This window comes from Nocardioides sp. (assembly GCF_024509035.1).
GTDB lineage: Bacteria > Actinomycetota > Actinomycetes > Propionibacteriales > Nocardioidaceae > Nocardioides.
This window is the reverse complement of sequence record NZ_JANINT010000249.1, coordinates 1-24,583: the sequence shown is the minus strand read 5'-3', so window position 1 is coordinate 24,583 and position 24,583 is coordinate 1. Positions and strand designations below refer to the sequence as shown.

The 24,583-nt window shown below is 73.8% G+C and carries 24 protein-coding genes; 16 read left to right on the top strand and 8 right to left on the bottom strand.

Going from position 1 to position 24,583, the window contains the following annotated elements; translation table 11 throughout:
• Nucleotides 1–115 precede the first annotated feature (115 nt).
• The 4 genes from Q0L15_RS17270 to Q0L15_RS17255 all read left to right on the top strand — a co-directional run bounded on the left by Q0L15_RS17270 (nt 116) and on the right by Q0L15_RS17255 (nt 4,442).
• Nucleotides 116–1,108 (top strand): NAD-dependent epimerase/dehydratase family protein, encoded by a 993-nt coding sequence (locus Q0L15_RS17270; RefSeq protein WP_296605690.1) that lies wholly within the window; start codon nt 116–118, stop codon nt 1,106–1,108.
• Nucleotides 1,105–2,613: a carboxyl transferase domain-containing protein gene (locus Q0L15_RS17265; RefSeq protein ID WP_296605689.1), complete on the top strand. Its 1,509-nt coding sequence runs from the start codon at nt 1,105–1,107 to the stop codon at nt 2,611–2,613. The genes Q0L15_RS17270 and Q0L15_RS17265 overlap by 4 nt, the downstream gene beginning before the upstream one ends.
• A 130-nt stretch (nt 2,614–2,743) precedes the next feature.
• Nucleotides 2,744–3,562, top strand: coding sequence for an SDR family oxidoreductase (locus tag Q0L15_RS17260; protein ID WP_296605688.1), 819 nt, complete (start codon nt 2,744–2,746; stop codon nt 3,560–3,562).
• A gap of 10 nt (nt 3,563–3,572) precedes the next feature.
• A complete protein-coding gene (locus Q0L15_RS17255; RefSeq protein WP_296605687.1) occupies nt 3,573–4,442 on the top strand; it encodes a patatin-like phospholipase family protein in 870 nt (289 codons plus the stop codon).
• Nucleotides 4,443–4,557: 115 nt separating this feature from the next.
• Here the strand turns inward: Q0L15_RS17255 and Q0L15_RS17250 are convergent, their stop codons facing one another.
• From Q0L15_RS17250 to pdhA, 4 genes are all read right to left on the bottom strand, one after another.
• Nucleotides 4,558–5,508, bottom strand: a complete 951-nt coding sequence (locus Q0L15_RS17250) for a DUF2804 domain-containing protein (RefSeq protein ID WP_296605686.1) — start codon at nt 5,506–5,508, stop codon at nt 4,558–4,560.
• A 111-nt stretch (nt 5,509–5,619) separates the two neighbouring features.
• Entirely contained in the window at nt 5,620–7,056 is a 1,437-nt protein-coding gene (locus Q0L15_RS17245; protein WP_296605685.1) for a dihydrolipoamide acetyltransferase family protein, read from the bottom strand.
• An 11-nt stretch (nt 7,057–7,067) separates the two neighbouring features.
• Complete coding sequence (locus tag Q0L15_RS17240; RefSeq protein WP_296605684.1) at nt 7,068–8,051, bottom strand: alpha-ketoacid dehydrogenase subunit beta; 984 nt, start codon at nt 8,049–8,051, stop codon at nt 7,068–7,070.
• The gene (pdhA, locus tag Q0L15_RS17235) at nt 8,051–9,130 is read right to left on the bottom strand and encodes a pyruvate dehydrogenase (acetyl-transferring) E1 component subunit alpha (RefSeq protein WP_366939591.1); all 1,080 of its coding nucleotides are present in this window, start codon (nt 9,128–9,130) and stop codon (nt 8,051–8,053) included. Before pdhA ends, Q0L15_RS17240 begins: the two co-directional genes overlap by 1 nt.
• A gap of 487 nt (nt 9,131–9,617) precedes the next feature.
• Between pdhA and Q0L15_RS17230 the strand changes: the two genes are divergently transcribed.
• The 3 genes from Q0L15_RS17230 (at nt 9,618) to Q0L15_RS17220 (ending at nt 13,405) form a co-directional block, all read left to right on the top strand.
• Entirely contained in the window at nt 9,618–10,589 is a 972-nt protein-coding gene (locus Q0L15_RS17230; RefSeq protein WP_296605682.1) for a glycoside hydrolase family 43 protein, read from the top strand.
• A 76-nt stretch (nt 10,590–10,665) separates the two neighbouring features.
• On the top strand, nt 10,666–13,098 hold the full coding sequence (locus Q0L15_RS17225) for a DUF2157 domain-containing protein (RefSeq protein ID WP_296605681.1): 2,433 nt from the start codon (nt 10,666–10,668) through the stop codon (nt 13,096–13,098).
• Nucleotides 13,099–13,117: 19 nt separating this feature from the next.
• Nucleotides 13,118–13,405, top strand: a complete 288-nt coding sequence (locus tag Q0L15_RS17220; RefSeq protein ID WP_296605680.1) for a DUF1905 domain-containing protein — start codon at nt 13,118–13,120, stop codon at nt 13,403–13,405.
• Here Q0L15_RS17220 and Q0L15_RS17215 read toward each other — a convergent pair.
• Both Q0L15_RS17215 and Q0L15_RS17210 read right to left on the bottom strand, forming a co-directional pair.
• On the bottom strand, nt 13,402–14,370 hold the full coding sequence (locus tag Q0L15_RS17215) for a glutathione S-transferase C-terminal domain-containing protein (RefSeq protein WP_296605679.1): 969 nt from the start codon (nt 14,368–14,370) through the stop codon (nt 13,402–13,404). The genes Q0L15_RS17220 and Q0L15_RS17215 overlap by 4 nt on opposite strands.
• A gap of 49 nt (nt 14,371–14,419) precedes the next feature.
• On the bottom strand, nt 14,420–15,607 hold the full coding sequence (locus Q0L15_RS17210; RefSeq protein ID WP_296605678.1) for a glycoside hydrolase family 3 N-terminal domain-containing protein: 1,188 nt from the start codon (nt 15,605–15,607) through the stop codon (nt 14,420–14,422).
• Nucleotides 15,608–15,709: 102 nt separating this feature from the next.
• On the opposite strand from Q0L15_RS17210, the gene Q0L15_RS17205 reads away from it, so the two are divergent.
• Complete coding sequence (locus tag Q0L15_RS17205) at nt 15,710–16,276, top strand: helix-turn-helix domain-containing protein (protein ID WP_296605677.1); 567 nt, start codon at nt 15,710–15,712, stop codon at nt 16,274–16,276.
• Complete coding sequence (locus Q0L15_RS17200) at nt 16,273–17,550, top strand: MFS transporter (RefSeq protein ID WP_296605676.1); 1,278 nt, start codon at nt 16,273–16,275, stop codon at nt 17,548–17,550. The genes Q0L15_RS17205 and Q0L15_RS17200 overlap by 4 nt, the downstream gene beginning before the upstream one ends.
• Here Q0L15_RS17200 and hisC read toward each other — a convergent pair.
• Nucleotides 17,526–18,593, bottom strand: a complete 1,068-nt coding sequence (gene hisC / locus Q0L15_RS17195) for a histidinol-phosphate transaminase (protein ID WP_296605675.1) — start codon at nt 18,591–18,593, stop codon at nt 17,526–17,528. The genes Q0L15_RS17200 and hisC overlap by 25 nt on opposite strands.
• Before the next feature lie 32 nt (nt 18,594–18,625).
• Nucleotides 18,626–19,180: a VanZ family protein gene (locus Q0L15_RS17190; protein WP_296605674.1), complete on the bottom strand. Its 555-nt coding sequence runs from the start codon at nt 19,178–19,180 to the stop codon at nt 18,626–18,628.
• A 53-nt stretch (nt 19,181–19,233) separates the two neighbouring features.
• Here Q0L15_RS17190 and Q0L15_RS17185 point away from each other — a divergent pair, with 53 nt between their 5' ends.
• The 7 genes from Q0L15_RS17185 to Q0L15_RS17155 form a co-directional block, all read left to right on the top strand.
• Nucleotides 19,234–19,641 (top strand): phage holin family protein, encoded by a 408-nt coding sequence (locus tag Q0L15_RS17185; RefSeq protein ID WP_296605673.1) that lies wholly within the window; start codon nt 19,234–19,236, stop codon nt 19,639–19,641.
• A gap of 4 nt (nt 19,642–19,645) precedes the next feature.
• Nucleotides 19,646–20,167 carry a low molecular weight protein-tyrosine-phosphatase gene (locus Q0L15_RS17180; protein ID WP_296605672.1) on the top strand — a complete coding sequence of 174 codons (522 nt, stop codon included), beginning with the start codon at nt 19,646–19,648 and terminating at the stop codon, nt 20,165–20,167.
• On the top strand, nt 20,164–21,042 hold the full coding sequence (locus tag Q0L15_RS17175) for a fructosamine kinase family protein (protein ID WP_296605671.1): 879 nt from the start codon (nt 20,164–20,166) through the stop codon (nt 21,040–21,042). The genes Q0L15_RS17180 and Q0L15_RS17175 overlap by 4 nt, the downstream gene beginning before the upstream one ends.
• A gap of 88 nt (nt 21,043–21,130) precedes the next feature.
• The gene (locus tag Q0L15_RS17170; RefSeq protein WP_296605670.1) at nt 21,131–21,835 is read left to right on the top strand and encodes a response regulator transcription factor; all 705 of its coding nucleotides are present in this window, start codon (nt 21,131–21,133) and stop codon (nt 21,833–21,835) included.
• Nucleotides 21,832–23,232 carry a HAMP domain-containing sensor histidine kinase gene (locus Q0L15_RS17165; protein ID WP_296605669.1) on the top strand — a complete coding sequence of 467 codons (1,401 nt, stop codon included), beginning with the start codon at nt 21,832–21,834 and terminating at the stop codon, nt 23,230–23,232. The genes Q0L15_RS17170 and Q0L15_RS17165 overlap by 4 nt, the downstream gene beginning before the upstream one ends.
• Nucleotides 23,229–23,768: a hypothetical protein gene (locus Q0L15_RS17160; protein WP_296605668.1), complete on the top strand. Its 540-nt coding sequence runs from the start codon at nt 23,229–23,231 to the stop codon at nt 23,766–23,768. The genes Q0L15_RS17165 and Q0L15_RS17160 overlap by 4 nt, the downstream gene beginning before the upstream one ends.
• A 4-nt stretch (nt 23,769–23,772) precedes the next feature.
• Nucleotides 23,773–24,583 (top strand): acyl-CoA thioesterase domain-containing protein (locus tag Q0L15_RS17155; protein ID WP_296605667.1); only part of this gene is annotated, 811 nt, incomplete at its 3' end.

Below are 24,583 nucleotides of genomic sequence, written 5' to 3'. Positions count from 1 at the left end.
AGGACCTGACGGCGTTCTTCGCCGCCTGGCTGCTCGGCGAGACCACGCCCTGACGGATTCTGCCTGCGGCAGAACCCCTTGCCCGGCACCGCTCCGACGCGCAACGGTGGCGCCCGTGAAGCTCCTCGTGCTCGGTGGGTCCGTGTTCCTCTCCCAGGCCGTGGCCGCCGAGGCGGTGCACCGCGGCCACGACGTCACCTGCGCCACCCGGGGCAGCTCCGGGGCGGTGCCCGACGGCGCCGAGCACGTCCTCTGGGACCGGCGCGACCCGGTGCCGGACGCGCTGACGCGCACGACGTACGACGCCGTGGTCGACGTGGCGCGGATGCCGTCCTGGGTCCGCGGCGCGGTGGCGGCCTTCCCCAGCGCCCACTGGGTCTTCGTCTCGACCGTCAACGTGTACGCCGACGAGTCGACCCCGGGCGGGCGGCCCGGCACGCTGCCGCTGCGCGAGCCGATCACCGAGGACGTCGACCTGGCCACCGACCCTGAGGCCTACGGGCCGATGAAGGTCGCGTGCGAGCAGCTCGTCCGCGACGGCGCCGCCTCGTGGACGGTGATCCGGCCCGGCCTGATCGTCGGACCCGGCGACCCGACCGGGCGGTTCACCTACTGGCCGGCCCGGGTGGCCGACGCCGAGCACCGCGAGGTGCTCGCCCCGGGTCGCCCGGAGGACCGGACCCAGGTCATCGACGTGCGCGACCTCGCGGCGTGGATCGTGACGGCGGCCGAGGAGTGCACCGGCGGCGACTACGACGGGGTCGGCGAGGTGCTGGCGATGTCCGAGGTCCTCGCGGCCGTGGTCGCCGGGTGCGCGGCCGACGTCGAGCTGACCTGGGTGCCGCAGGAGGTCCTCACCGAGCGGGGCGTGCAGCCGTGGGCCGGGCCCGACTCGCTGCCGCTGTGGCTGCCCCGCCCGGAGTACGACGGCATGGGCGCGCACGACCCGGCGCCGTCGTACGCCGCCGGCCTGGTGCTGCGGCCGCTCGCCGAGACCGCCCGCGACACGTTGACCTGGCTGCGCGCGACGCCGGAGGCGACCGTGACCGGAATGACGCGTGAGAGGGAGGCCGCGGTGCTCGCCGCGTGGCATAGCCTGCGCGGGTGACCCAGGCAGCACAGCCCACTCCCGCGCGACTGTCCGCGGCCGAGCTCATCGACCTCGTCCTCGACGAGGGGTCGTGGACCTCCTGGGACACCGCCCCCGACCGCACCGGTGTCTCGGAGGAGTACGCCGCCGTGCTGGCCGCAGCGCAGGAGAAGAGCGGCGCCGACGAGTCCGTGCTCACCGGCGAGGGGCTGATGCACGGGCGCCGGGTCGCGGTGGTGATGGGCGAGTTCGCGTTCCTCGCGGGCTCCATCGGGCGGGCGGCCGCCGACCGGCTGGTCACGTCGATCGAGCGCGCGACCCGCGAGGGCCTGCCCCTGCTCGCCGGGCCCGTGAGCGGCGGGACGCGGATGCAGGAGGGCACGCCGGCGTTCGTGCAGATGGTGCGGATCACCGAGGCGGTCGCCGCGCACAAGGAGGCCGGACTCCCCTACCTCGTCTACCTGCGCCACCCCACGACCGGCGGGGTGATGGCCTCATGGGGCTCGCTGGGTCACGTGACGGTCGCCGAGCCCGGGGCGCTGCTGGGCTTCCTGGGGCCGCGGGTCTACTCCACGTTGTACGGCCGGGAGTTCCCCGAGGGCGTTCAGACCTCGGAGAACCTCTATGCCCGCGGCATCATCGACGCGGTCCTCGCGCCTGACCAGATCGCCGACATCCTCGGGCGGGCCCTGACCATCCTGCTCGCGCCCCGGGAGGGCGTGGCGACGGTGCCGCCCGTGTCGCCGGACCACTTCTACGACGGCTCGCCCGAGGTCGACACCTGGGATGCCGTGCAGCGCTCGCGGCGGGAGGACCGCCCGGGGATCCGCCGGCTGCTGCGGTACGCCGCCACCGACGTCGTACCTCTCAACGGCACCGGCTCGGGCGAGGCCGACCCGGGGCTGCTGATCGGGCTGGCGCGGTTCGGCCAGGCGCCGTGCGTGCTCCTCGGCCAGGACCGGCGCGGGCAGACTCGCGAGCGGCCGATGGGTCCCGAGGCGCTGCGCGAGGCGCGGCGGGGCATGCGGCTGGCCTCGGACCTGGGCCTGCCGCTGGTCACGGTCATCGACACCCAGGGCGCAGCACTCTCGCCGGACGCCGAGAACGGCGGCCTGGCGGGCGAGATCGCGCGCTGCCTCTCCGACCTCGTGACGCTGGACGCCCCGACGCTGTGCCTGATGCTCGGCGAGGGCAACGGCGGCGGCGCACTGGCGTTCCTGCCGGCCGACCGGGTCGTGGCCGCCCAGCACGCCTGGCTCTCGCCGCTGCCGCCCGAGGGCGCCTCGGCGATCGTGCACCGCGACACCGCCCACGCCCCGGACATGGCCCGCGCGCAGCAGGTGCGCGCGATCGACCTGCACGCGCGCGGCATCGTCGACCTGGTCGTCGCCGAGCGCCCCGACGCCGCCGAGGAGCCCGAGGCGTTCTGCCAGCGGGTCGGCACGGTGCTCGAGCACGAGCTCACCACGCTCCTCGCCCACGGCCCCGGCTCCCCCGCCGACCGGGCCCGGCGCTACGTCTGAGGCGGCCGCGCGCACCAGCTGTAACGCCCGTTTACCCCACCTACCCACCGCGCTGCAACCCCCCGAGAGGAGCCGGTAACCCGGCGTTACAAGGGGCGGCGGCGCACTAGAACGCGTTACAGTCCGGTCCGTGAAGACGTACGTCGTGAGCGGGGCGGCCTCGGGGATCGGGGCGGCCACGGCCGCCCAGCTGCGCGGGCAGGGGCACCGGGTGATCGGGGTCGACCGGGCTGCGGCCGACGGGGTCGACGTGGTCGCCGACCTGTCGACCTCCGAGGGACGCGCGGCGGCGGTCGCCGGCGTACGCGACCTGACCGACCGGATCCACGGGCTGGTGCCGGCCGCGGGCATCGCCGGGCACACGGGCGTCGACTCGCGCCTCGTGGTGTCGGTGAACTTCTTCGGCGCGATCGCGCTCGTCACCGGCCTGCACGCCGAGCTCACCACCGGCGCCGCCGACGGCGGGGCCGGGGTGGTGCTCCTGGCGTCCAACTCGATCACCGGCATGCCGGGCTGGAACGCGCCGGTCGCCCAGGCCTGCCTGCGCGACGACGAGGCGCTGGCCCGCGAGGAGGCCGGCAAGGTCGACTCGGTGATGGTCTACCCCTCGACCAAGGCGGCGCTGGCCTGGTGGGCCCGGCGCGAGGGCGTGAAGCCGGAGTGGGCCGGCGCCGGCATCCGGCTCAACTCCGTCGCGCCCGGCGCCACCGAGACGCCGATGGTCGCCGAGATGCGGGCCGACCCGGTCTTCGGGCCGGCGATCGACTCCTACCCCACCGCGATCGGCCGCACCGGACGCCCGGAGGAGGTGGCCGCAGCGATCTGCTTCCTGCTCTCGGAGGGCGCCGCGAACATCGTCGGGGCGGTGCTGTTCGTCGACGGAGGCACCGACGCGATGCTGCACCCGATCTCGCCACAGGGGTGGGAGGTCGGCCCGATCGAGCCCTAGGCTGCCTGACGTGCGTGTCGCCCTCGTGCTCGGCTCCGGCGGGGCCCGCGGCTACGCGCACATCGGCGCGATCGAGGAGCTCGAGGCACGCGGCCACGAGATCGTCGCGGTCGCCGGCTCGTCGATGGGCGCGCTCGTGGGCGGGGTGTACGCCGCCGGCGTGCTCGACCAGTACACCGCGTGGGCACGCACGCTGACCTCGAGCGGCGTCGTACGGCTGCTCGACCCGAAGTGGGCCGGCGGCGGCGCGATCGGAGCGGTGCGGATCTTCGCCGAGGTCGAGCAGATCGTCGGCGAGCGCCTGATCGAGGACCTGCCGATCCCGTTCACCGCCGTGGCCACCGACCTGCGCGCCCGTCGGGAGGTGTGGTTCCAGCGCGGGCCGCTGGTCTCCGCGGTGCGCGCCTCGATCGCCATCCCCGGCGTCATCACCCCGGTCGTGATGAACGGGCGGCTGCTCGCCGACGGTGGCCTGATGAACCCGGTGCCGATCGAGCCGACGGCCGCGAGCGCCGCCGACCTCACCGTCGCGATCTCCCTCTCGGGCGACCGCAGCGCGCAGGAGCAGAGCTCGCCGGCCCGCGAGTCGGCCGAGCCCACCTGGCACGACACCCTCGTGGAGCGGGTGCGTCGTACGGTCGGCCGCGAGAAGGAGCCGCCGGACCCCGTGGAGGAGCTGCGGATCTCCGACGTCGTCGGCCTCTCGATGGACGCGATGCAGGGGCTCGTCACCCGCTACCGGATGGCGGGCCTCCCGCCCGACGTGCTCGTCACGGTGCCGGTCGGGGCCGCGCGATCGCTGGAGTTCCACCGGGCCGCGGAGATGATCGAGCTGGGCCGCACGCTGACCGCCGAAGCACTCGACGCCGCCGGACACTGACCACGGCGCCGTTTCGGTTCAATTGCTGAGTTAGGCACCGACTACCTGTCAGTAACCGGTGCCTAACCCAACAATTGAACCGAACCATCAACACCAGGACCCACCCACGAGGCCGTCACCAGCGGTTGCGCGCCTCCTCGGCCCAGCCGACCAGCCCGTCGAGCGAGACCCGCTCACCGTCGTCGGTGCTGGCCCACCCCGACCAGTGCCCGAAGCACTGGTGGGTCTCGTTCGCGACCACCCCCAGGTTCGTCCGGTCAGCGCGCTCGTGGAACGGCGTCAGCGTCGCATCGAGCCGCGGGCCGTGGATCCGCCACGGCCGCCGCCAGTCGGAGCGGTCGTACTCCCAGGCCAGCTCGTCGCCGATCTTGTGGGCGCGGCCGTCGACGAACAGCGCGTTCTCGGTCGAGCCGGTGCCGTCGGTCCACTTCCCGCCGATCGTGATGCCGACCCGCTCGGAGGACCCGGCCGCCCAGTTCCACGTGATCGAGTAGGGCCACTTGCCGCGGCCGTGGTCGAGGACCGCCCAGCCCTCGGTGACGTCGTACGCCGTGCCATCGAGCACCACCCGGCCGGTGACCGGGCGGGAGACGTCCTTGACCGTGTACTGGAACCGCCGGCTGCTCCACGGCACCACCACGCCGAGGCACTCACCGCCCGCACCGACCGCGAGGTCGACCTCGATGGCCGGCGCGCTCACCCGCACCCGGTCCGCCTCGAGCTCGATGTGCAGCTGGCCGGCCGTGACGAGAGCACGTCCGCCGACCGCCGTCGGCAGCGACACCCCGCGCCCGAGCGGCGGCACCTCCTCGTGTGACCAGGTGCGGCCGGTCTCGCGGTCGAGCACCCACACCGAGCACACCCCGGCGTAGTCGAGCGCGGAGGCCACCACCCCGAGGCACAGCCGCGGGGTCACCACGCCCCAGTACTCCCAGCGCTTGGCGCGGCCCCACCCGCGCAGGTTCGCCCGGTGCAGCGGGGTGCGCGACCACCCCACGGCGTCCGGGTTCAGCCGCCCGTCCGGCAGGCACAGGTCGACGGGCTCGGTGATCTCACGTTCGGGCACAGGTCATCGTCTATCGCGGGGTTCGGCTGCTGGCAGCCCATTCCCGCACGACACGCCGTGCAGCCCCGGCGTGTCGTGCGGGTTTCGGCCAGCCGAAACCCGCAAACGCGATCAGAAGAGCAGCGCGGTGGCCGGGTCCTCGAGGATCGCCGCGACGTCGGCGAGGAACCGCGAGCCCTTCTCGCCATCGATGTGGCGGTGGTCGAAGGACAGCGCCAGCGTCGTGACGTCGCGGGCGACGATCTCACCGCTCGTCTCATCCACCCACGGCTGCTTCTTGATCGCGCCGAAGCAGAGGATCGCCGACTCGCCGGGGTTGATGATCGGGGTGCCCGCGTCGACGCCGAACACGCCGACGTTAGTGATCGTGAACGTCCCGCCGTTCATCTCGGCCGGCTGGGTCTTGCCGTCCCGCGCGGTCGCGACGAGCGAGTTGAGTGCGTCGGCCAGCTCGACCAGCGAGAGCGCGTGCGCGCCCTTGACGTTCGGCACGACCAACCCGCGCGGCGTCGCCGCGGCGATGCCGAGGTTGACGTGGCGCTTGTAGACGACCTCCTGGGCCGCCTCGTCCCAGAACGAGTTGATCTCCGGCGTCCGCCGCATCGCCAGCAGGCACGCGCGGGCGAGCACCAGCAGCGGCGAGACCTTGACCTCGCGGAACTCACGACGGCCCTTGAGCCGCTCGACCAGCTCCATCGTGCGGGTCACGTCGAGGGTCACCCACTCGGTGACGTGCGGAGCGGTGAAGGCCGACTGCACCATCGCGCCGGCCATCATCTTGCGCACGCCCTTGATCGGCTCGCGCCACTCGTCGGCGCCACCGGCGACCGCGAGCTGCTCGAACGAGCCGGTGTAGGTCACGTCGCCACCGGCGCTGCCGTTGCCGCTGACCGCAGCCTGGACGTCCTCCCGCGACACGGTGCCGTTCGGCCCCGTCGGCGTCAGCGTCGAGATGTCCACGCCGAGGTCCTTGGCGAGCTTGCGCACCGGCGGCTTCGCCAGCGTGCGTACGGCGGCGGGGGACGCGACCGCGGCAGCCGGAGCAGGAGCAGGTGCAGGTGCAGGTGCAGGTGCAGGTGCGGCAGGCTCGTCGGCCTCGACCATCGGCGGGGCACCGCCCTCGAACGCCGCCTGCGCCTGCATGTGCGCTGCCATCGCGCCGGACGCCACCTTGCGGGCCCGTCGGATCGGGCCGCGGTCGGCCTTGTTGCGCCCGACCAGGCTCTCGCCCTCACCGCCACCGGAGGCGGCCGGGTTGGAGAGGTCGATCTCGCCCGGAGCGTCGGCAGCCGGGGCCGGAGCGGAGGGCTCCGCCTCGTCGCCGATCGCGATGATCGGGGTGCCGACCGGGATCATCTCCCCCTCGGCGACGAGGATCGCGCTGACCGTGCCGGCGTACGGCGAGGGCAGCTCGACGATCGACTTCGCGGTCTCGATCTCGACCACGATCTGGTTGATCTCCACCACGTCGCCCACAGCGACGTGCCACTTCACGATCTCTGCCTCGGTCAGGCCTTCGCCGACGTCGGGCAGCTTGTACTCGGCCACGCGGGCCCTCCTCAGAACTCGAGCGAGCGGTCGACGGCGTCCAGCACCCGGTCCAGGTCGGGGAGGTAGTCCTCCTCGATCCGCGAGGCCGGGTAGGGCGTGTCGAACGCTCCGACCCGCAGCACCGGCGCCTCCAGGGAGTAGAAGCACTGCTCGGTGATGCGCGCCGAGAGCTCGGCGCCCAGGCCCAGGTTGACGTGGGCCTCGTGGACGGTGACGACGCGGCCGGTGCGGCGCACGGAGTCGTAGACCGGCGCCATGTCCAGCGGCGAGAGCGTGCGCAGGTCGATGACCTCGAGCGACTTGCCCTCGCCTGCTGCCGCCTCGGCCGCCGCCATCGCGGTCTTCACGGTCGGGCCGTAGGCGAGCACGGTGACGTCGGTGCCGCGGCGGGCCACCCGGGACGTGAACAGGGGCGCGGGCGTGGCGGTCTCGTCCAGCTCGGCCTTGTCGGCGTGGTACTGCCGCTTGGGCTCGAGGAAGATCACCGGGTCGTCGCTGGCGATGGCCTGCTGGATCATCCAGTAGCCGTCGACGGGGTTGGAGCAGGCCACGACCTTGAGGCCGGGCGTGTGCGCGAACTGCGCCTCGGGGCTCTCGCTGTGGTGCTCGACCGCGCCGATGCCGCCGCCGAACGGGATCCGGATGACCATCGGCATCCGGGACTTGCCCTGGCTGCGGAACGTCATCTTCGCGACCTGGCACACGATCTGGTCGTACGCCGGGTAGACGAACCCGTCGAACTGGATCTCGACGACCGGCCGGTAGCCGCGCAGCGCGAGGCCCACGGCGGTGCCGACGATGCCGGACTCGGCCAGCGGCGAGTCGATGACCCGGTCCTCGCCGAAGTCCTTCTGCAGCCCGTCGGTGATCCGGAAGACGCCGCCGAGCTTGCCGACGTCCTCACCCATGAGCAGGACCTTGGGGTCGTCCTCCATCGCCTTGCGCAGGCCCATGTTGAGGCCCTTGGCGAGCGTGATCTTCTGAGTGCTCATCAGTGCGCCCCCTCGAAGCTGGCCAGGTAGGCGTCGAACGCCTCGCGCTGCTGCTCGAGCTCGTCGGTGATCTCGGTGTAGACGTGGTCGAAGATGCTCAGCGGCGTCGGGTCGGGCAGCGCCTTGCAGCCCTCGCGCAGCCGGGCCCCGAGGTCGTCGGCCTCGGCCTGCACACCGGTGAAGAAGTCGTCGCCGGCCACGCCGTTGCGGCGCAGGTAGGCCTCGACGCGGGCGATCGGGTCCTTGAGCTTCCACCGCTCCAGGTCGTCGGAGAGCCGGTAGCGGGTGGGGTCGTCGGTCGTGGTGTGCGCGCCCATCCGGTAGGTGTAGGCCTCCACGAACGTCGGGCCCTGCCCGTCGCGGGCCCGGTTGAGCGCGGCCTGCGTGACGGCGTAGGTCGCGAGCACGTCGTTGCCGTCGACGCGGACGCCCGGGAAGCCGAAGCCCAGAGCCCGCTGGTAGAGCGGGATCCGGCTCTGCCGCTCGAACGGCTCGGAGATCGCCCACTGGTTGTTCTGGCAGAAGAACACGACCGGTGCGTTGTAGGAGGCGGCGAACACGAAGGACTCGTTGACGTCACCCTGGGAGGAGGCACCGTCGCCGAAGTGCGCGATCACCGCGGCGTCGCGGTCGGGGTCGCCGGTGCCGACCACGCCGTCGCGCTGCATGCCCATGGCGTAGCCGGTGGCGTGCAGGGTCTGGGCGCCGATCACGATCGTGTAGAGCCCGAAGTTGTTCTCCTTCGGGTCCCAGGAGCCCTGGTCGACGCCGCGGAACAGGCCGAGCAGGTCGAGCGGGTCGATGCCGCGGCACCAGGCGACGCCGTGCTCGCGGTAGGTCGGGAAGACGAAGTCCTGGGGCCGCAGCGCGCGGCCAGCACCGATCTGCGCGGCCTCCTGGCCGAGCAGCTGGGCCCAGATGCCGAGCTCGCCGTGGCGCTGCAGCGCGGTCGCCTCGGTGTCGATGCGACGGGTCAACACCATGTCGCGGTAGAAGCCGAGGATGGCGTCGTCGCCGAGGTCGAAGGAGAAGTCCGGGTGCTCCACCCGCTCGCCCTCGGGGGTGAGCAGCTGGACCAGCTCGGGCCCGCCGTCCTGCTGGGAGGGCCCGAAGACCTCGACGAGATCCGGGCCGAAGCCCGCGGTGGTGCCGGGGCTGCCCCCCGCTGCCTGCTGGGTCACGTGCGCTCCTTCGAGTCGTCGGCGGTACGGGGTCTCCGCGTGCCGATGTCGGTCGCTGTCTGTCGCAGTCGGTCGCTCCGGACGCGGGGCGCGGGGGTGGTGCGCCCTGTGACCCGGAACACAATCGTGCCTGACCAACCTAGCGGTGCCATTGTGGGCCCCGCCAATCCCCTGCGGGCGGTTCCGTGCACCTCGCCCACATCCCAGGCCGACCGACGCTCCCGCCGGGACCCGCGGCCGCATCGGGCCGACTCCGCAGGTTCTCCTGCGCGCGGCCGATGCACGGGTCATCCTGTCGACGCAGGCGACGGGCGCGAGCGTTGGGTGGGGACACATGCGGTGGGGGAGTCGGGCTGTCTCGGCCGGCCTCGGGGTGAGGCTGGTGATGTTCGTGGTGATGGTGTTGACGGTGGGCCTGCTGCCTGACGCGAGCGCGGTGCGCCTGCGGCCGCCGGCGCGGCGGGTCGTCCCGGTGCTGCACCAGCAGGGCTTCGCCGATCCCTCGGTGGTCTCGATCGCCGGTGGCTACCTGGCGATCTCCACCGGCTGGAAGGCGCCGCGGGCGGTGTCGGACTCCCCGCGAGGGCCGTGGCGCCCGGTCTCCCGGGCGCTGCCCGAGCTCCCGCGCTGGGTGCGCTCGCCCCAGATCTGGGCGTCCGAGCTGGTGCAGGCCAAGAAGGTCTGGCTCCTCTACTACTCGGCGGTCGCGCACGGCCGGACCCGACGGTGCATCGGGGTGGCAGCCGCCCGCAACCCGCTGGACGCCTTCCGGCCCGTCGGCCGGCGCCCCTTGGCCTGCCCGGCCCGCGGCGCCATCGACCCCTCGGGGTTCACCCGCTCCCACGGCGGTCGGTTCCTGCTGTTCAAGACCCAGGGCAACCCGACCTCGATCCGGCTGCTCCGGCTGACCCGCGACGGCCGGCACCGCGGGCACCACGCGCGGCCGCGCGTCCTCCTGCGCAGCCGGCACACGATCGAGAACCCGGTGCTCGTGCGCCACCGCAAGCACCTCGTGCTGTTCACCTCCGAGGGCTACTTCGGCAGCTGCTCCTACGAGACCACCTGGCGGCGCTCGTCGAACCTGTTCCGGTGGGGGCGCTCCCAGCCGCACCCGCTGCTGCGGCGTACGAACACCCGTATCTGCGGCCCCGGCGGTGCCGACGTCCTCACCGCCGGACGCAAGCAGCCGGTGCTCTACTTCCACGGCTGGACCTGCGGGCGGGGCCGGCGGCCCTGCCCGGCGCGGTTCGTCCTCGGGCGCTCGCCGCGCCCCTACGCACGACGGGTGATGTACGCCGCCCACCTGCGCTGGCGCCACGGCGAGCCGCGCGTGCACGGGTTCGTGCGCCGGCGTTGACCTGGGCTCGGTGCGAAACGCGTCGGTGACGTGAGTACGTGTGCTCATCCGCGCGGGTGATCTCGAGAGGATCGTGATGACCATGACGACATCCGCGCGCGCTCTGCGCTACTCGGACCCGTTCGTGTGCCCGGACTGCTCGGCGCGGCTCCCCCTGCAGGTCACGGCCTGCCCCGGCTGCGGCCTGCGGCTCGACAGCCCGCTGGCCGGCGAGCTGCTGCAGACCCTCCGCACCGCGGACGACCTGCTCGTGCGCCTGCGCGCGGACTCCCTGGCAGCCGCCCCGGCCGCGTCGGCGATCACGGCGTACCCCGCCTCCCGCCCCACCGAGCCTCGCCCCGAGCGGCACCGTCTGTCCGCCATGTCGGTGCCCAAGATCCTGCTCGGCCTCGGCGCGCTGTGCCTGCTGGTCGCGGCCGTGATCTTCCTGGCCGTCGCCTGGTCGTGGCTGGGCGTCGGCGGTCGTACGGCGGTCCTGGTCGCGCTGACGCTGGTCAGCGGCGGCCTCGGCGCGTGGCTCGGGCGGCGCGGGCTCCGGGTGGCCGCCGAGGCGTTGACCACCGTCGGGCTCGGCCTGCTGGCGCTCGACGTCGTCGGGGCCGACAACGCGGGCTGGCTGGGCGATCTCGACGACGCGGGGCTCACCTGCGTCCTCGGCGCGACGATCCTCCTCGCCGGCGCCGCGCTCGCGCAGGTGACGCGGCTCGGAGCGCCCCAGCTGCTGGGCGTCCTGGGCGTGAGCGTCCTCGGGGCCGGCGCGATCGCCGCAAGCGACCACGTCACGACGGTGATCGTCGCCGTGGTGCTCGGGCACCTCGCCCTGGCCGCCGTCGCACGGCTGCGGAGCCTGCGCCTCGCGCAGGTGCTGGCCCTGGTCGGCGCCGGCTGGTGGTGGGTGGCGCTGGTGGCCGTCGGGCTCGGCGACGCGGCCGAGCACCCCTCCCTCCACGCCCTGTGGGTCGAGGGCTCCGGCGCCGGCCTGCTCGCTGCATCGCTTCTGCTGCCGGTGCCGGTGCCGTTCGTGCGCGGCGACGTCGTCGCGACCCGGGTGCTCGCCTCGGCGTCGGCGATGATGCTGACCCTGACCGCGGGCCTGCCGTCCGTGGACGAGGGCGCGAGCGTCCTGGCGACGGTCGGCGTCGTGGCCCTCGTCGGCTGGACCGCGGTCTCCCTGGCCCTCCCTGCGGCCTGGCGCCCGGTCGCCCGGGTGTCGATGCTGCTCGCCGCGGCCCCCGTCCTCGCCACCACCTCCGGCCTGGCGGCACAGGCGGCCCGCAACGCCCTCGGGCAGGACGGGCCGTTCACCCGCAGCGCCGGGATGCGCCTGGCCCAGCCCGACACCCTCGCCGCGCCCGTGCTGCTGGTGGTCGGGGCGGCGGCCCTGCTGCTGGCCGCGATCTCCCTGGTCGCGCGGCCGACCGCGACCCGGCCGCAGCTGCCGGTGGCGGTCGTGCTCGCTGCGGCCACCGGGACGCTCGCCCTCCACCCCGTCCCGCTGGCGCTCGTCGCGGCCGCGGTCCTGCTGATCGGCCTCGGCCTGGTGGCCGAGGCGTGGCGGCGCGAGGACGCCCTCGCGCCGACCCAGGCGGTCGTCGGGGCCGGTGTCGCCGTGAGCGCGGTGGGCCTGGCGCTGCCGAGCGACGTCCTCACCTCGCTCGCCACGGCGGCGGTGGCCGCCATGGCGGCCCTCCTCGCCCGGCGCGGCCGCGGTGGTGAGACCCGCGTCCTCGGCGGCCTCCTGCTCCCCGCCGCGCTGGGCGGCCTGATCTGGTCGGCCGCAGCGGTCGCGGGCCCCGACCCGGTACACCGGGGCGTCCCGGTGCTGGTCGTCGTCGGCGTGCTGGCGGTGGTCGTGCCGCGGCTCGAGCTCGAGCTGAGCGCCACCCTCACCGGCCTGGTGGCCTCCGCGGGCGCTCTGGCGGTGGCCGACGACCTGTCGGTCGCGCTGGCCGTCCACCTCACGGTCGCCGGCGTCCTCGTCGGCGCCGACGCGATCGTGCACCCGGCCCGCCGCGAGGTCGGCTGGGCGAGCGGGCTCCTGCTGGCGGCCGCGACCTGGGTGCGGCTCGCCGACCTCGGCGTCACCGCGCCCGAGGCCTACACCCTGCCGAGCGCGGCCGCGCTGGTCGCCGTCGGCCTGCACCGGCTCTCGCGCGACACCGCAGCGCCGACCTCCGTGACACTGACCCCGGGGCTGCTGCTGGCCACCGTGCCCTCCCTGCTGTGGGCGCTGACCGACCCGCTGTCGTGGCGTGCGGTGCTGCTGGGCGCGGCCTGCCTGACCCTGGCGCTCGCGGGCGCCCGGCTGCGCTGGGGCGCCCCCCTGGTCATCGGCGCGTCGGTGGGTGCCGTCCTCGTGCTGCGCGAGCTGGCGCCGTACGCCGCGCAGACCCCGCAGTGGGTGCTGATCGGGGCGGCCGGCACGCTGCTCACCGTCGTCGGCATCACCTGGGAGCGCCGCCTGCGCGACCTGCACGCGGCCGCCGGCTACCTCGCCGGCCTGCGATGACTCCTCTAGCCTGCGACGGGTGGAGCTCGAGTTCGCCGGCGTGATCTGGGAGTGGCGCGGCCCGGCGCCGTACCACTTCGTGAGCGTGCCCGAGGACGAGTGCGACCAGCTCGCCGAGACCGCGGCGGCGGTGACGTACGGCTGGGGGATGATCCCGGTCGCCGTCCAGGTCGGCGCCACCCGCTGGACCACCTCGCTGTGGCCGAAGGACGGTGGCTACGTCGTGCCGCTCAAGGACAAGGTGCGCCGCGCGGAGGAGCTCGAGCTCGGGCAGGAGATCAGGGTCCGCCTGACCGTCGACGTCTAGAGGCTCTCGCGCCCGTGGGGGGTCAGCCAGACGTCGGGGTCGGGGCCCTTCGGGATCACCTTCGACGGGTTGATGTCGTCCTGGACGACGTAGTAGTGCGCCTTGATCTGGTCGAAGTCGGTGTTCTCCCCGAAGCCCGGCGTCTGGAAGAGATCGCGGGCGTAGGCCCACAGCACCGGCATCTCGGAGAGCTTGTTGCGGTTGCACTTGAAGTGCCCGTGGTAGACCGCGTCGAAGCGGGCCAGCGTCGTGAAGAGCCGTACGTCGGCCTCGGTGATGGCATCGCCCATCAGGTAGCGCCGGTCGGCCAGCCGCTCCTCGAGCCAGTCCATCGCGGTCCAGAGCCGGTCGTAGGCGCGCTCGTAGGCGTCCTGGTCGCCCGCGAAGCCGCAGCGGTAGACCCCGTTGTTGACCTCGGTGAAGACCCTCTCCATGACCTGGTCCATCTCCTCGCGGAGGTCGTCGGGCCACAGGTCGGGGGCGTCGGGGCGGTGGTGGTCGCGCCACTCGAAGAAGAAGTCGTGGGTGATCCACGGGAAGTCGTTGGTGACCACGGCCCCGGTCGGCACGTCGACCACGGCCGGGACCGTGATGCCGCGCGGGTAGTCGGGGTAGCGCGCGAAGTAGGCCTGCTGGAGACGCTCGATGCCGAGCACCGGGTCGCGCCCATCAGCGTCGAGGTCGAAGGTCCAGCTGCGCTCGTCGTGGGTCGGACCGCACAGGCCGAGCGAGATCACGTCCTCCAGTCCCAGCAGCTGCCGCACGATGATCGACCGGTTGGCCCAGGGGCACGCCTTGGCGGCGACCAGGCGGTAGCGGCCCGGCTCGACCGGCCACAGCTCGCCCTCGACCGGGCCGTGCTCGGGACGGCGAGCATCCTTCGTGATCCGGTCGGGGATGTAGTTCATGTCCCGGTCGAACTCACCCGCGGTGAGGTACCGGCCAGTGCCCGAGTCGTCTCCCATCCCACCAGTTTAGGTGAGCGTTCAACCAGGTGGGAGCGTGACGGTGCGGTCAGAGCAGCCCGCGCGACTGCTTGAGCCGCAGCACCCGGAGCGCCGCAGCGTCCACCTTCCCGCGGAACGCCTCGTTCATGCGGGCCCGGCGCAGCACGGCGGCGTACATCGCCGGCACCGGCTCGGGGTCGACGCTGAGCAGCAGGTCGCCGCCCGCGCCGATGAACCGGAGCGCGCGGCCGGCGGGCGTGAACGCCGCGACCTGGCGCGCGCGGGCCAGGTCGTCGGAGATCACGACCCCCTCGAAGCCGAGGTCGCCGCGCAGCATCGTGTCGATCACGAACGGCGAGAACGCGGCCGGGTTCTCGGGGTCGAGACGCTCGTAGTAGGCGGTCGACATCATCACGACCGGCGCGCCCGCCTCGATCGCCGCACGGAACGGCGCGAGGTAGGCGTCGTGGCGGGTGGTGACGTGGTCGGTGACACCGGTGCGGGTGTCGGTGTTGGCCCGCACCCGGCCCAGGCCCGGGAAGTGCTTGACGGTCGGTACGACGCCGCTGTCGGCCAGGCCGCGCAGGAACGCGACCCCGTGGCGGGCGACGACCTTCGTCGTGTAGCCGAACTGGCGGTCGTAGCGGCCGATCGGCGGGTTGTGCTTCGCGGCCCGCCTGCTCGGCACCGTGTCCACCACCGGCGCGAGGTCGAGGTTCACGCCGGCCCGGCGCAGCTGGCGCCCCCACACCTCGGCGGCACCGCGGAGCCGGCGCGGCTCCCACGTGCCCTGCACGAGAGCGGACGGGATGTCGGAGAAGCCGGGGCCCTGCAGCACCCGCACCTGCCCGCCCTCCTGGTCGGTCGCGACCAGGAGCCGGACGCCGTCGGTGGCCCGCGGGCCGACCTCGGCGCGCATCGCCCGGGAGACCCGCGCGGGCGGTCGGACGCCGCCGTGGCTGCGACCGGTGAGCATCACGTTGCCCACGTGGAGGCGCCCGATCTGGGCCCGGGTGGTGCGGTCGACCTCGCCCGCCGGCGTCCCGACCATGAACAGCTGACCGACGCGCTGGGGCAGGCTCATCTCGCGCAGCACGGACTGCGCGGTGCGCTCCGGGGCGCGGCTCGCGGCACGTTCGGTCGAGCGGCGCGGGTCGGCGTCCGGGGCGTGCGCCGAGCCGGCCGCGGGGACGAGCAGAGCGCCGACGAGCGCGGTGGCGAGGGCGAGCAGGAGCAGGCGGGTCCGAGACAGCACGCGCCCGCACGCTACCCGCTGCCACTGACCAGCGCCGTCGCGGGTCCATCAATCCCAAAGAAGTGTTTGCAAAGATATGCTTGTGGTTCTAGGGTCGATCGGGTGGACCTCACCTCGATCACCCCGACACCCGAGCAGCTCAAGGCGCTCACCCACCCGGTGCGGGTGCGCATGCTCGGCATGCTGCGCATCGACGGGCCGGCCACCGCGACCACGCTGGCCGCCCGGCTCGGCCTCAACACGGGCGCGACGTCCTACCACCTGCGCCAGCTGGCCGAGCGCGGCTTCGTCGAGGAGGACACCGAGCGGGGCAACGGCCGTGACCGCTGGTGGCGCGCGGCGCACCGCTACACGACGACCGACACCGCGAGCGGCGACACCCCGGACGAGCGGGGCACGATGGACGCCTACCTCCAGTCGGTCGTGGTCGTGATGACCGAGCTGCTCCAGCGCTCGGTCGAGGAGCTCGCCCTGCTGCCCGAGGAGTGGCGCGAGACCACGACGTACTCCGACTGGGTGCTGCGCCTCACCCCGGCCCGCGCCAAGCGCCTGGTCGAGCACCTCGTGTCGGAGATGAGCGCGGTCGACGAGGAGGACGACGAGGGAGCTGCGGAGTACGTCGTGCAGGTCTCCGCGTTCCCCTACCCCGGCAAGGTGCCGACCTCGTGAGCCGCCGCACGCCGCTCTACGGCTGGCTGGTCGCCGAGGCGATCTCGCTCACCGGCACCCGGGTGTCGATGATCGCGCTGCCGTTCCTGGTGTTGACCACGACCGGGTCGGCGACGCAGACCGGCCTGGTCGCGCTGTGCGAGACGCTGCCGATGGTGCTGCTCAAGGTGCTCGGCGGTCCGGTGATCGACCGGCTCGGCGCACGGCGGGTGAGCATCGGCTGCGACCTCGGCAGCCTCGTCGTCGTCGGGTCGATCCCCGCCCTGCACACCGCGGACGTCCTGTCGTTCCCGGCCCTGCTCGTCCTGGTCGCGCTCGCCGGCGCGCTGCGCGGCCCGGGCGACGCCGCCAAGCACGCCCTGGTGCCGGCGATCGTCCAGCACGCCGAGGTGCCGATGGAGCGGGTCACCGGCCTGGCCGGCACGGTCGAGCGAGCCTCCTCGATGCTGGGCGCCGGTCTCGCCGGCGTGCTGGTCGCCGCGCTCGGCGCCACCAACGCCCTGGTGGTCGACGCGGCCAGCTTCGGCGTCTCCGCGCTGGTGCTGGCCTGGTCGACGCGCGCGATGGGTCGGCCGGCACCGGAGGCCGCAGCCGACCCCGAGGCAGACGCGGGCGGCTACCGCCAGCAGCTCCGGGAGGGCTGGGACTTCCTGCGCGGCGACCGGGTGCTGCTCGGCATCACGATCATGGTCGCGCTGACCAACCTGCTCGACGCGGCGTACTCCACGGTGCTGATCCCGGTCTGGGCCGTCGACGCAGGCCGTGGCGCCGGCGCGATCGGCGTGGTGTTCGCGGTGTTCTCCGGCGCCTCGGCGCTCGGGTCCGTGTGCGCGGCGACCTGGGCGTCCGGCCTCTCGCGCTACCGCACCTACCTGGTCGCGTTCCTGGTCTGTGGCGCGCCGCGGTACGCCGTGTTCGCCCTCGACAGCCCGCTGTGGCTGGTGCTCGGCGTCGTCGCCGCCAGCGGGTTCGCGGCCGGGTTCATCAACCCGGTGCTGGGCGCGGTGATCTTCGAGCGGATCCCCGAGCGTCTCGTCGGCCGGGTCTCCTCACTGACCACCGCGATGTGCTTCGCACTGATGCCGCTCGGCGGGCTGACCGGCGGTCTGCTCGTCTCGGGCGTCGGGCTGTCAGCGACGATGCTCGTCGTGGGCGCGACGTACCTGGTCGTGACGATGCTGCCCGCGATCGACCCGCGCTGGCGCGAGATGGACGTCCGCCCCACGCACGAGGCGCCCCGCGCGAGCGATCAGGCGAAGGCCGCCGCCACCTGAAGCAGCCGGTCGTTGGCCTCGGTCTCGCCGATCGAGACCCGGGCGCCCTCGCCCGCGAACGGGCGGACGACGATGCCGGCCTCGTCGGCCGCGGCGGCGAAGTCGGCCGTGCGCTCGCCGAGCTCGAACCACACGAAGTTGCCCTGCGCGTCGGGCACGTCCCAGCCGGCCGCGCGCAGGCCCGTCACCACGCGGGTGCGCTCGGCGACCAGGGCGTCGACCCGCTCGAGCAGCTCGGCACGGCGCTCGAGCGAGGCGATGGCCGCGGCCTGCGCGACCGTCGAGACGCCGAACGGCAGGGACACCGCGCGCAGCGCAGCGGCGATGGGCGCCGGCGCCACGGCGTACCCGACCCGGAAGCCGGCCAGGCCGTAGGCCTTGGAGAACGTGCGGGTGAGCACGACGTTCTGGTGGGCGCGGTAGGTCGCCAGCCCGTCGACCGGGTCGGCCATCCGCACGAACTCCAGGTAGGCCTCGTCGACGACGACCAGCACGTGCTCGGGGACCTGCGCGAGGAACGCGTCGAGCTCGGCCTGGGTGACGGCCGGCCCGGTGGGGTTGTTGGGCGTGCAGACCAGCACGACCTTGGTGCGGTCGGTGATCGCGGCCGCCATCGCGTCGAGGTCGTGGCGACCGTCGGCGAGCACCGGCACCCGCACGGCCGTCGCGGCCGCGGCGGTGACCGCGATCGGGTAGGCCTCGAACGAGCGCCACGCGAAGACGACCTCGTCGCCCGGGTCGCAGAAGGCCTGCACCAGCTGGTAGATCAGCCCGACCGACCCGGTCGCGACCGAGAGGTGGTCGGCGGGGACCTGGAAGGTCGCGGCGAGCTTCTCGTAGAGCGCGACGCTGCCCATGTCGGGGTAGCGGTTCATCGCCGAGACCCCGGCCTGCACGGCCTCGACGACGCCGGGCAGCGGCGGGTAGGGGTTCTCGTTGCTCGAGAGCTTGTACGACGTCATCCCGGGTCGGACCGTCGGCGGCTTGCCGGCGACGTACGGCGGGATCTCCGCGACCGTGCGCCGGGGCTGGGGGCTGGTCATGGGCGCCACCCTAGGACCTGCCCTCGGAGCGGTCAGCGGGCGCGACGCCGCCAGGGTCGCAGCAGCACCGCCAGCACCAGCCCTGCGGCCGCACCGAGGATCGCGCCGGTGACGTTGTCGATCACGTCGGTGACGTCGCAGGCGCGGTCGATCCGCGCCAGCTCCAGCTGGGTGGCCTCGATGAGCACCGAGTAGCCGGCCAGCAGCGCCAGGCCGACCGGCACCAGCACCCACGCGGCGCGCCACCGCGCCGCGGCGACCACCAGCAGGGCACCGGGCGGCACGAACACCGCGGTGTTGAGCAGACGCTGGCCCCCGCCGAAGATCCAGAAGCCCTCCGGCGCCGGACCACCGATGTCCCACGAGCACGTCGTCAGTCGCCCCTCCGCCGGGACGATCCCCGGAGCGCCGTCCGCCGGGATCAGCGTGATCGAGGCGATCACGGCCAGCGACCACACCAGGCCACCGATCGCCATCGCCGTCGTCGCGCCCAGCCGGCGCCGGAGGCCCAGGGTGAGCAGCAGGCACACGGCTCCGGACGCGACGACGAGGAGCAGCATCACCCCCACACCACCGACCGGGAACACGACCCCGAGGTTAGCGAGCGACACCCGCCCGGCCGGGCCCGTACGATCGGGCCGTGGGTCTCTTCAAGTTCGTCGGGTGGCTGCTCACGAACGCCGTCGCGCTGGCGGTCGCCTGCCAGCTCTTCGACGGCATCGGCTTCCACGGCGGTGCGACGTCCGGCATGGACGAGGTCTCGGACAAGATCTGGCCACTGATCTTCGTGGCGCTGATCCTGGGCGTGGTGAACTCCTTCGTCAGCCCGGTGCTGAAGTTCCTCTCGATCCCGTTCATCATCATCACGCTCGGGCTGTTCCTGCTGCTCATCAACGCGCTCATGCTGCTGTTCACCGAGTGGCTGGCCGGGCTGTTCGACATCGACTTCTACGTCGACGGGTTCTGGACCGCGGTCGGCGGCGCGATCGTGATCACGATCGTCACCTGGATCGTCGGCCTGCTCCTCGGCGACGCCCAAGAGGACTGACCTCGTGGCGGAGCGCGTGCTGCCCCCGGCGCGCCGGCCGGGGAGGTACCACCTCGCCGTGGTCTGCCTCGGCAACATCTGCCGCTCGCCGATGGCCGACGTCGTCCTCGCCGAGCGGCTGACCGACGCCGGCCTCGACGACCGCGTCTCGGTCGGCAGCTCCGGCACCGGCGGGTGGCACGTGGGCGACCCCATGGACCGCCGCGCCGCCGCCACCCTGACCGCCGCGGGCTACGACGCCACGCGGCACCGGGCCCGCCAGTGGGGTGGCGGCGAGGACGCCGACGCCGCCGATCTCGTGCTCGCGATGGACGCCCAGAACCTCGCCGACCTGGGCGGACCGACCGACCGGATCCGGCTGTTCCGCGACTTCGACCCGCTCGATCCGGGCAGCGACGTACCGGACCCGTACTACGGTGGGGACTCCGGATTCGAGGAGGTCCTCGCGATGGTCGAGCGCACGGCGAGAGCCCTGGTCGACTCCTTGGAGCGCGAGCGCCCCTGGGACGGCGGGGCCGTCGGGTGACCCGCCAGCCGCTGGTCGCCCGCCGGGCCGAGGAGCTCCTCGGCTCCGCGGTGGTGGCCACGGCCCCGGTCGCCGGCGGCGACATCGCCACAGCCACGCGCCTGCGCCTGAGCAACGGCACGACCGCGCTGATGAAGACGCTCCCCCACGCCCCCGACGGGTTCTTCGCCGCGGAGGCGGCCGGCCTGCGGTGGCTCGCCGAGGCGAGCACCGATGGCGGCGCACACGTGCCCGAGGTGCTCGGCGTCGACCACGAGTGCCTGATCATCCGCTGGGTCGAGCCCGGCAAGAACTCCGTCGACGCAGCCAGCGCGCTGGGCCGGGCGCTCGCCGCCACCCATGCCACCGGGGCGGCGTCGTTCGGCCAGGAGCGCGACGGCTTCATCGGCCGGCTGCCGATGCCCAACCGGCCCACCGACACCTGGGCGGAGTTCTACGCCGTGCGCCGGGTGCTGCCCTACCTCAAGCTCGCGCGCGACCGGGGCGCGGCCAGCGCCGAGGACGCCGCCGCGATCGAGGCGCTGCTGCCCCGGCTGGCCGACCTGGTCCCCGAGGAGCCGCCGGCCCGGCTGCACGGCGACCTGTGGAACGGCAACGTGCTGTGGGGCGTCGACGGCCAGGCGTGGCTGATCGACCCGGCGGCGTACGGCGGGCACCGCGAGGTCGACCTCGCGATGCTCGCGCTGTTCGGGCTGCCGCACCTGCCGCGGGTGCTCGACGCCTACGCCGAGGCGGCCGCGGCGACCCGGCCGCTCGTCGAGGGCTGGGAGGACCGGGTCGCGCTGCACCAGGTCTTCCCGCTGCTCGTCCACGCCTGCCACTTCGGCGGCGGCTACGCCGCCCGCGCCGCGGAGGCGGCCGCCCGCTACACCTGATCCACCTTGACCCGCCCGAAAGTTTCGGGCGGGTCAAGGTGGGTCGGTTCTCAGTCCGGGCTCAGGCTCGGCTGGCACAGTAGGCAGCGTGATCACGCCCTCTGCCTCCAAGCCGCGGGTGCTCGTCGTCGACGACGACAAGGCCGTGCGCGAGTCGCTGCGGCGGTCGCTGGAGTTCAACGGCTACGAGGTGGCGCTGGCCTCCGACGGCGCCGAGGCGCTGGCCCGGATCTCCGCGGCCGCACCCGATGTCGTGGTGATGGACGTGATGATGCCGCGGCTCGACGGTCTCGAGACCACCCGCGCGCTGCGCACCGCGGGCAACGACCTCCCGATCCTCGTGCTCACCGCGCGCGACGCCGTCGGTGACCGCGTCGAGGGACTCGACGCGGGCGCGGACGACTACCTCACCAAGCCGTTCGCCCTGCAGGAGCTGCTCGCCCGGCTGCGCGCGCTGCTGCGCCGCGTGGTCCCGCGTGAGGAGGCCGGCGAGGAGGTGCTCTCGTTCTCCGACCTCTCCATGGAGGTCGCCACCCGGGAGGTGCGCCGCGGCGACCGGGTCATCGAGCTGACCCGCACCGAGTTCGCCCTGCTGGAGATGTTCCTGCGCCGCCCGCGGCGGGTGCTCGAGCGCTCGTTCATCCTCGAGGAGGTCTGGGGCTACGACTTCCCGACCACCGCGAACTCCCTCGAGGTCTACGTCGGCTACCTGCGTCGCAAGACCGAGGCCGAGGGCGAGCCGCGGCTGATCCACACCGTGCGCGGTGTGGGCTACGTGCTGAAGGAATCGTGACCATCTTCCCCACGTTGCCGCCCGAGGGGCGGTGGCACTACCGTCGATCGCTGGCCAGCAGGGTCACGCTGCTGACGACGATCGCCGTCGGCCTCACCGTGGCGTTCGTCGCGGCCGGGGCCTACCTGACCGTGCGGATGCAGGAGCAGGCCACGCTCGACGACTCCCTCCTCGACCGCGCCCACTCGTCCTCCGCCGACCAGGTGTGCGGCACCGACGCCATGCCGGCCGCTCTGCTGCAGGCCGCCGGCGTCTGGGTCGCCTGCTTCCAGGACACCCCGCTGGGCGTCGCGAGCGGCAAGGTCCCCTTCCGCCTCGGCGCGCCCGAGCAGGCCGTCTGGGCCGGGGAGCGTCCCCAGTCGACGCGCACGATCATCGGCAGCGACGGCACCCACTGGCGGGTCGTCGCGCTGCACCGCAGCAGCGGCGAGACGATCGTGCTCGCCCAGTCGCTGGAGTCCCAGCAGACCGTGCTGCGCAAGCTCGGCATCGTGATGCTGCTCTTCGGCCTCGCGGGTGTGATCGCCGCCGGCATGGCGGGCTGGGCGGTGGCCCGCAACGGCCTGCGCCCCGTGCGCCGCCTCACCTCGTCGGTCGAGCACATCGCCCGCACCGAGGACCTGCGACCGCTCCCGGTCGAGGGCGACGACGAGATCGCCCGCCTCGCCACGGCGTTCAACCAGATGCTGGCCGCGCTGGCCGCGTCCCGCGACCGCCAGCGCCAGCTGGTCGCCGACGCCGGCCACGAGCTGCGCACCCCGCTCACCTCGCTGCGCACCAACCTCGACCTGCTCAGCCAGGCCGACAGCGCGGGAGGTCTCCCCCCGGAGGCGAAGGCCGAGCTGCTCGACGACGTACGAGCCCAGATCGAGGAGATGACCACGCTGATCGGCGACCTCATGGAGCTCTCGCGCGACGAGCCGCTGACCCACGTCGTCGAGGCCGTCGACGTGCCCGAGCTCGTCGACCGCGCCATCGGCCGGGTCCGGCGGCGAGCACCGAGCCTGACCCTCGACGTGGCCACGGAGCCCTGGTACGTCGTCGGCGAGAGCGCGGGCCTCGAGCGGGCCGTGACCAACCTGCTCGACAACGCCGCCAAGTGGAGCCCTCCGGGCGGCACCGTCACCGTCCGCCTGGTCGGCGGCACGCTCACCGTGGACGACGAGGGCCCGGGCATCGCCGAGGAGGACCTGCCGCACGTGTTCGACCGCTTCTACCGCTCCGAGGAGTCCCGCTCGATGCCCGGCTCGGGCCTCGGCCTGTCCATCGTCCGCCAGGTCGCCGAGCGCCACTCGGGCTCGGTCACGGCCGGGACCTCGCCGGCCGGCGGCGCCCGCCTGAGCCTGTGGCTGCCCGGCTCGCACGCCCCCGTGCCCGACTGGACGCCCGCACCATGAGGGCGGCCCTGGGCGCGGTCCTCACGGTGGCCGCGCTGGCCACCGCCTGCTCCTCCGACGCGGACGACCCGCGGCCGACGGACCCGGCCGTCACGCAGGCGGCCGAGGTCGCCTGGAGCCCCTGCGACGGGCTGTCCGCCCCGCAGGTCACCCGACTGGCCGGGGAGGAGATGACCGAGCAGACCGGCACGGCCGACGAGCCGCGCTGCACGTTCACCCCGGTCGCCGAAGGCGGTCCGGCGTTCGACATCAGCTACCTGTGGTTCGACGGCACCCTCGACGAGGCGTGGCAGACGATGGGCGACGTGCAGGGCCGGGTGACCCGGGTCGAGGTCCCGGGCGCCGACGGGGCCCGGCTGGTCGTGCACGCCCGGCCGAGCGCCGTCCTCGTCACCGGGTTCGTGCAGACCCGCGGCCTCGTGCAGAGCGTCAACGCGGTGCAGCTGAAGCCGTACGCCGAGCGGCGGGTCGTCGCGACGACGCGCGGGCTGCTGGCGGCCCTGGTGCGGGCCGCGCCGGCCAGTCCCCCAGAATGAGCCGGTGACCGAGACCCCGATCGACCAGCTCTCGTTCTTCACCCGCGAGGGCGAGGCACTGGTGCCGACCCCCGTGGCCTGCAGCATGTGGAGCGACGACCAGATGCACGGTGTCGCGCTCAGCGGCGCGCTCGCCTGGGCCGCCGAGCGGGGCCTGGCCGAGGCCGGGCGCACCGACCTGCGCCCCGCGCGCTGGGCGGTCGACCTGTTCCGTCCCGCCCGGATGGTGCCCTGCACGCTGACCGCCGAGGTCGAGCGCGAGGGCCGGCGGATCTGCCTGGTCGACGTGATCCTCTCCCAGGACGGCGAGCGGGTCGCCCGCGGCACCGCGACGTTCCTCAAGCCCTCCGCCGACACCGAGGGCGAGGTCTGGCAGCCGTCCGAGCGGCCGGTCCCCCCGCCCGAGGACGTCGTGCCGCCCGCGACCGAGCCGCGCCCGCCGTACGTCCACTCCTCGGCGCCGTGGTCGCAGGACTTCCTCGAGCACCAGAACGCCGACCGCAAGGCCTCGTGGAGCACCGCGGTGCCGGTGGTCGCGGGCGAGCCGCTGACCGGCTTCCAGGCCGCCGCGTCGACCGCCGACGGCGCGAGCCTGGTCACCAACTGGGGCACGCGCGGCGTCGAGCACATCAACACCGACATCACGATGACGCTCGCCCGCGAGCCCGACGGCGTCGAGATCGGCCTGCTCGCCACCGACCGCGTCGAGCACGACGGCATCGCCGTCGGCACCGCCGCGATCTTCGACCGACGCGGTCCGCTGGGCACCGTGATGGTGGCCGCGCTGGCCAACGCGCGCCGCACCGTCGACCTCG

What these genes read in the sequence shown, in the direction of transcription:
- Q0L15_RS17225 (WP_296605681.1), top strand. Translation starts at nt 10,666, where the DNA reads ATGACCATGACGACATCCGCGCGCGCTCTGCGCTACTCGGACCCGTTC.
- hisC (WP_296605675.1), bottom strand. Translation starts at nt 18,593, where the DNA reads ATGACCAGCCCCCAGCCCCGGCGCACGGTCGCGGAGATCCCGCCGTAC.
- Q0L15_RS17230 (WP_296605682.1), top strand. Translation starts at nt 9,618, where the DNA reads ATGTTCGTGGTGATGGTGTTGACGGTGGGCCTGCTGCCTGACGCGAGC.
- Q0L15_RS17215 (WP_296605679.1), bottom strand. Translation starts at nt 14,370, where the DNA reads ATGGGAGACGACTCGGGCACTGGCCGGTACCTCACCGCGGGTGAGTTC.
- Q0L15_RS17240 (WP_296605684.1), bottom strand. Translation starts at nt 8,051, where the DNA reads ATGAGCACTCAGAAGATCACGCTCGCCAAGGGCCTCAACATGGGCCTG.
- Q0L15_RS17160 (WP_296605668.1), top strand. Translation starts at nt 23,229, where the DNA reads ATGAGGGCGGCCCTGGGCGCGGTCCTCACGGTGGCCGCGCTGGCCACC.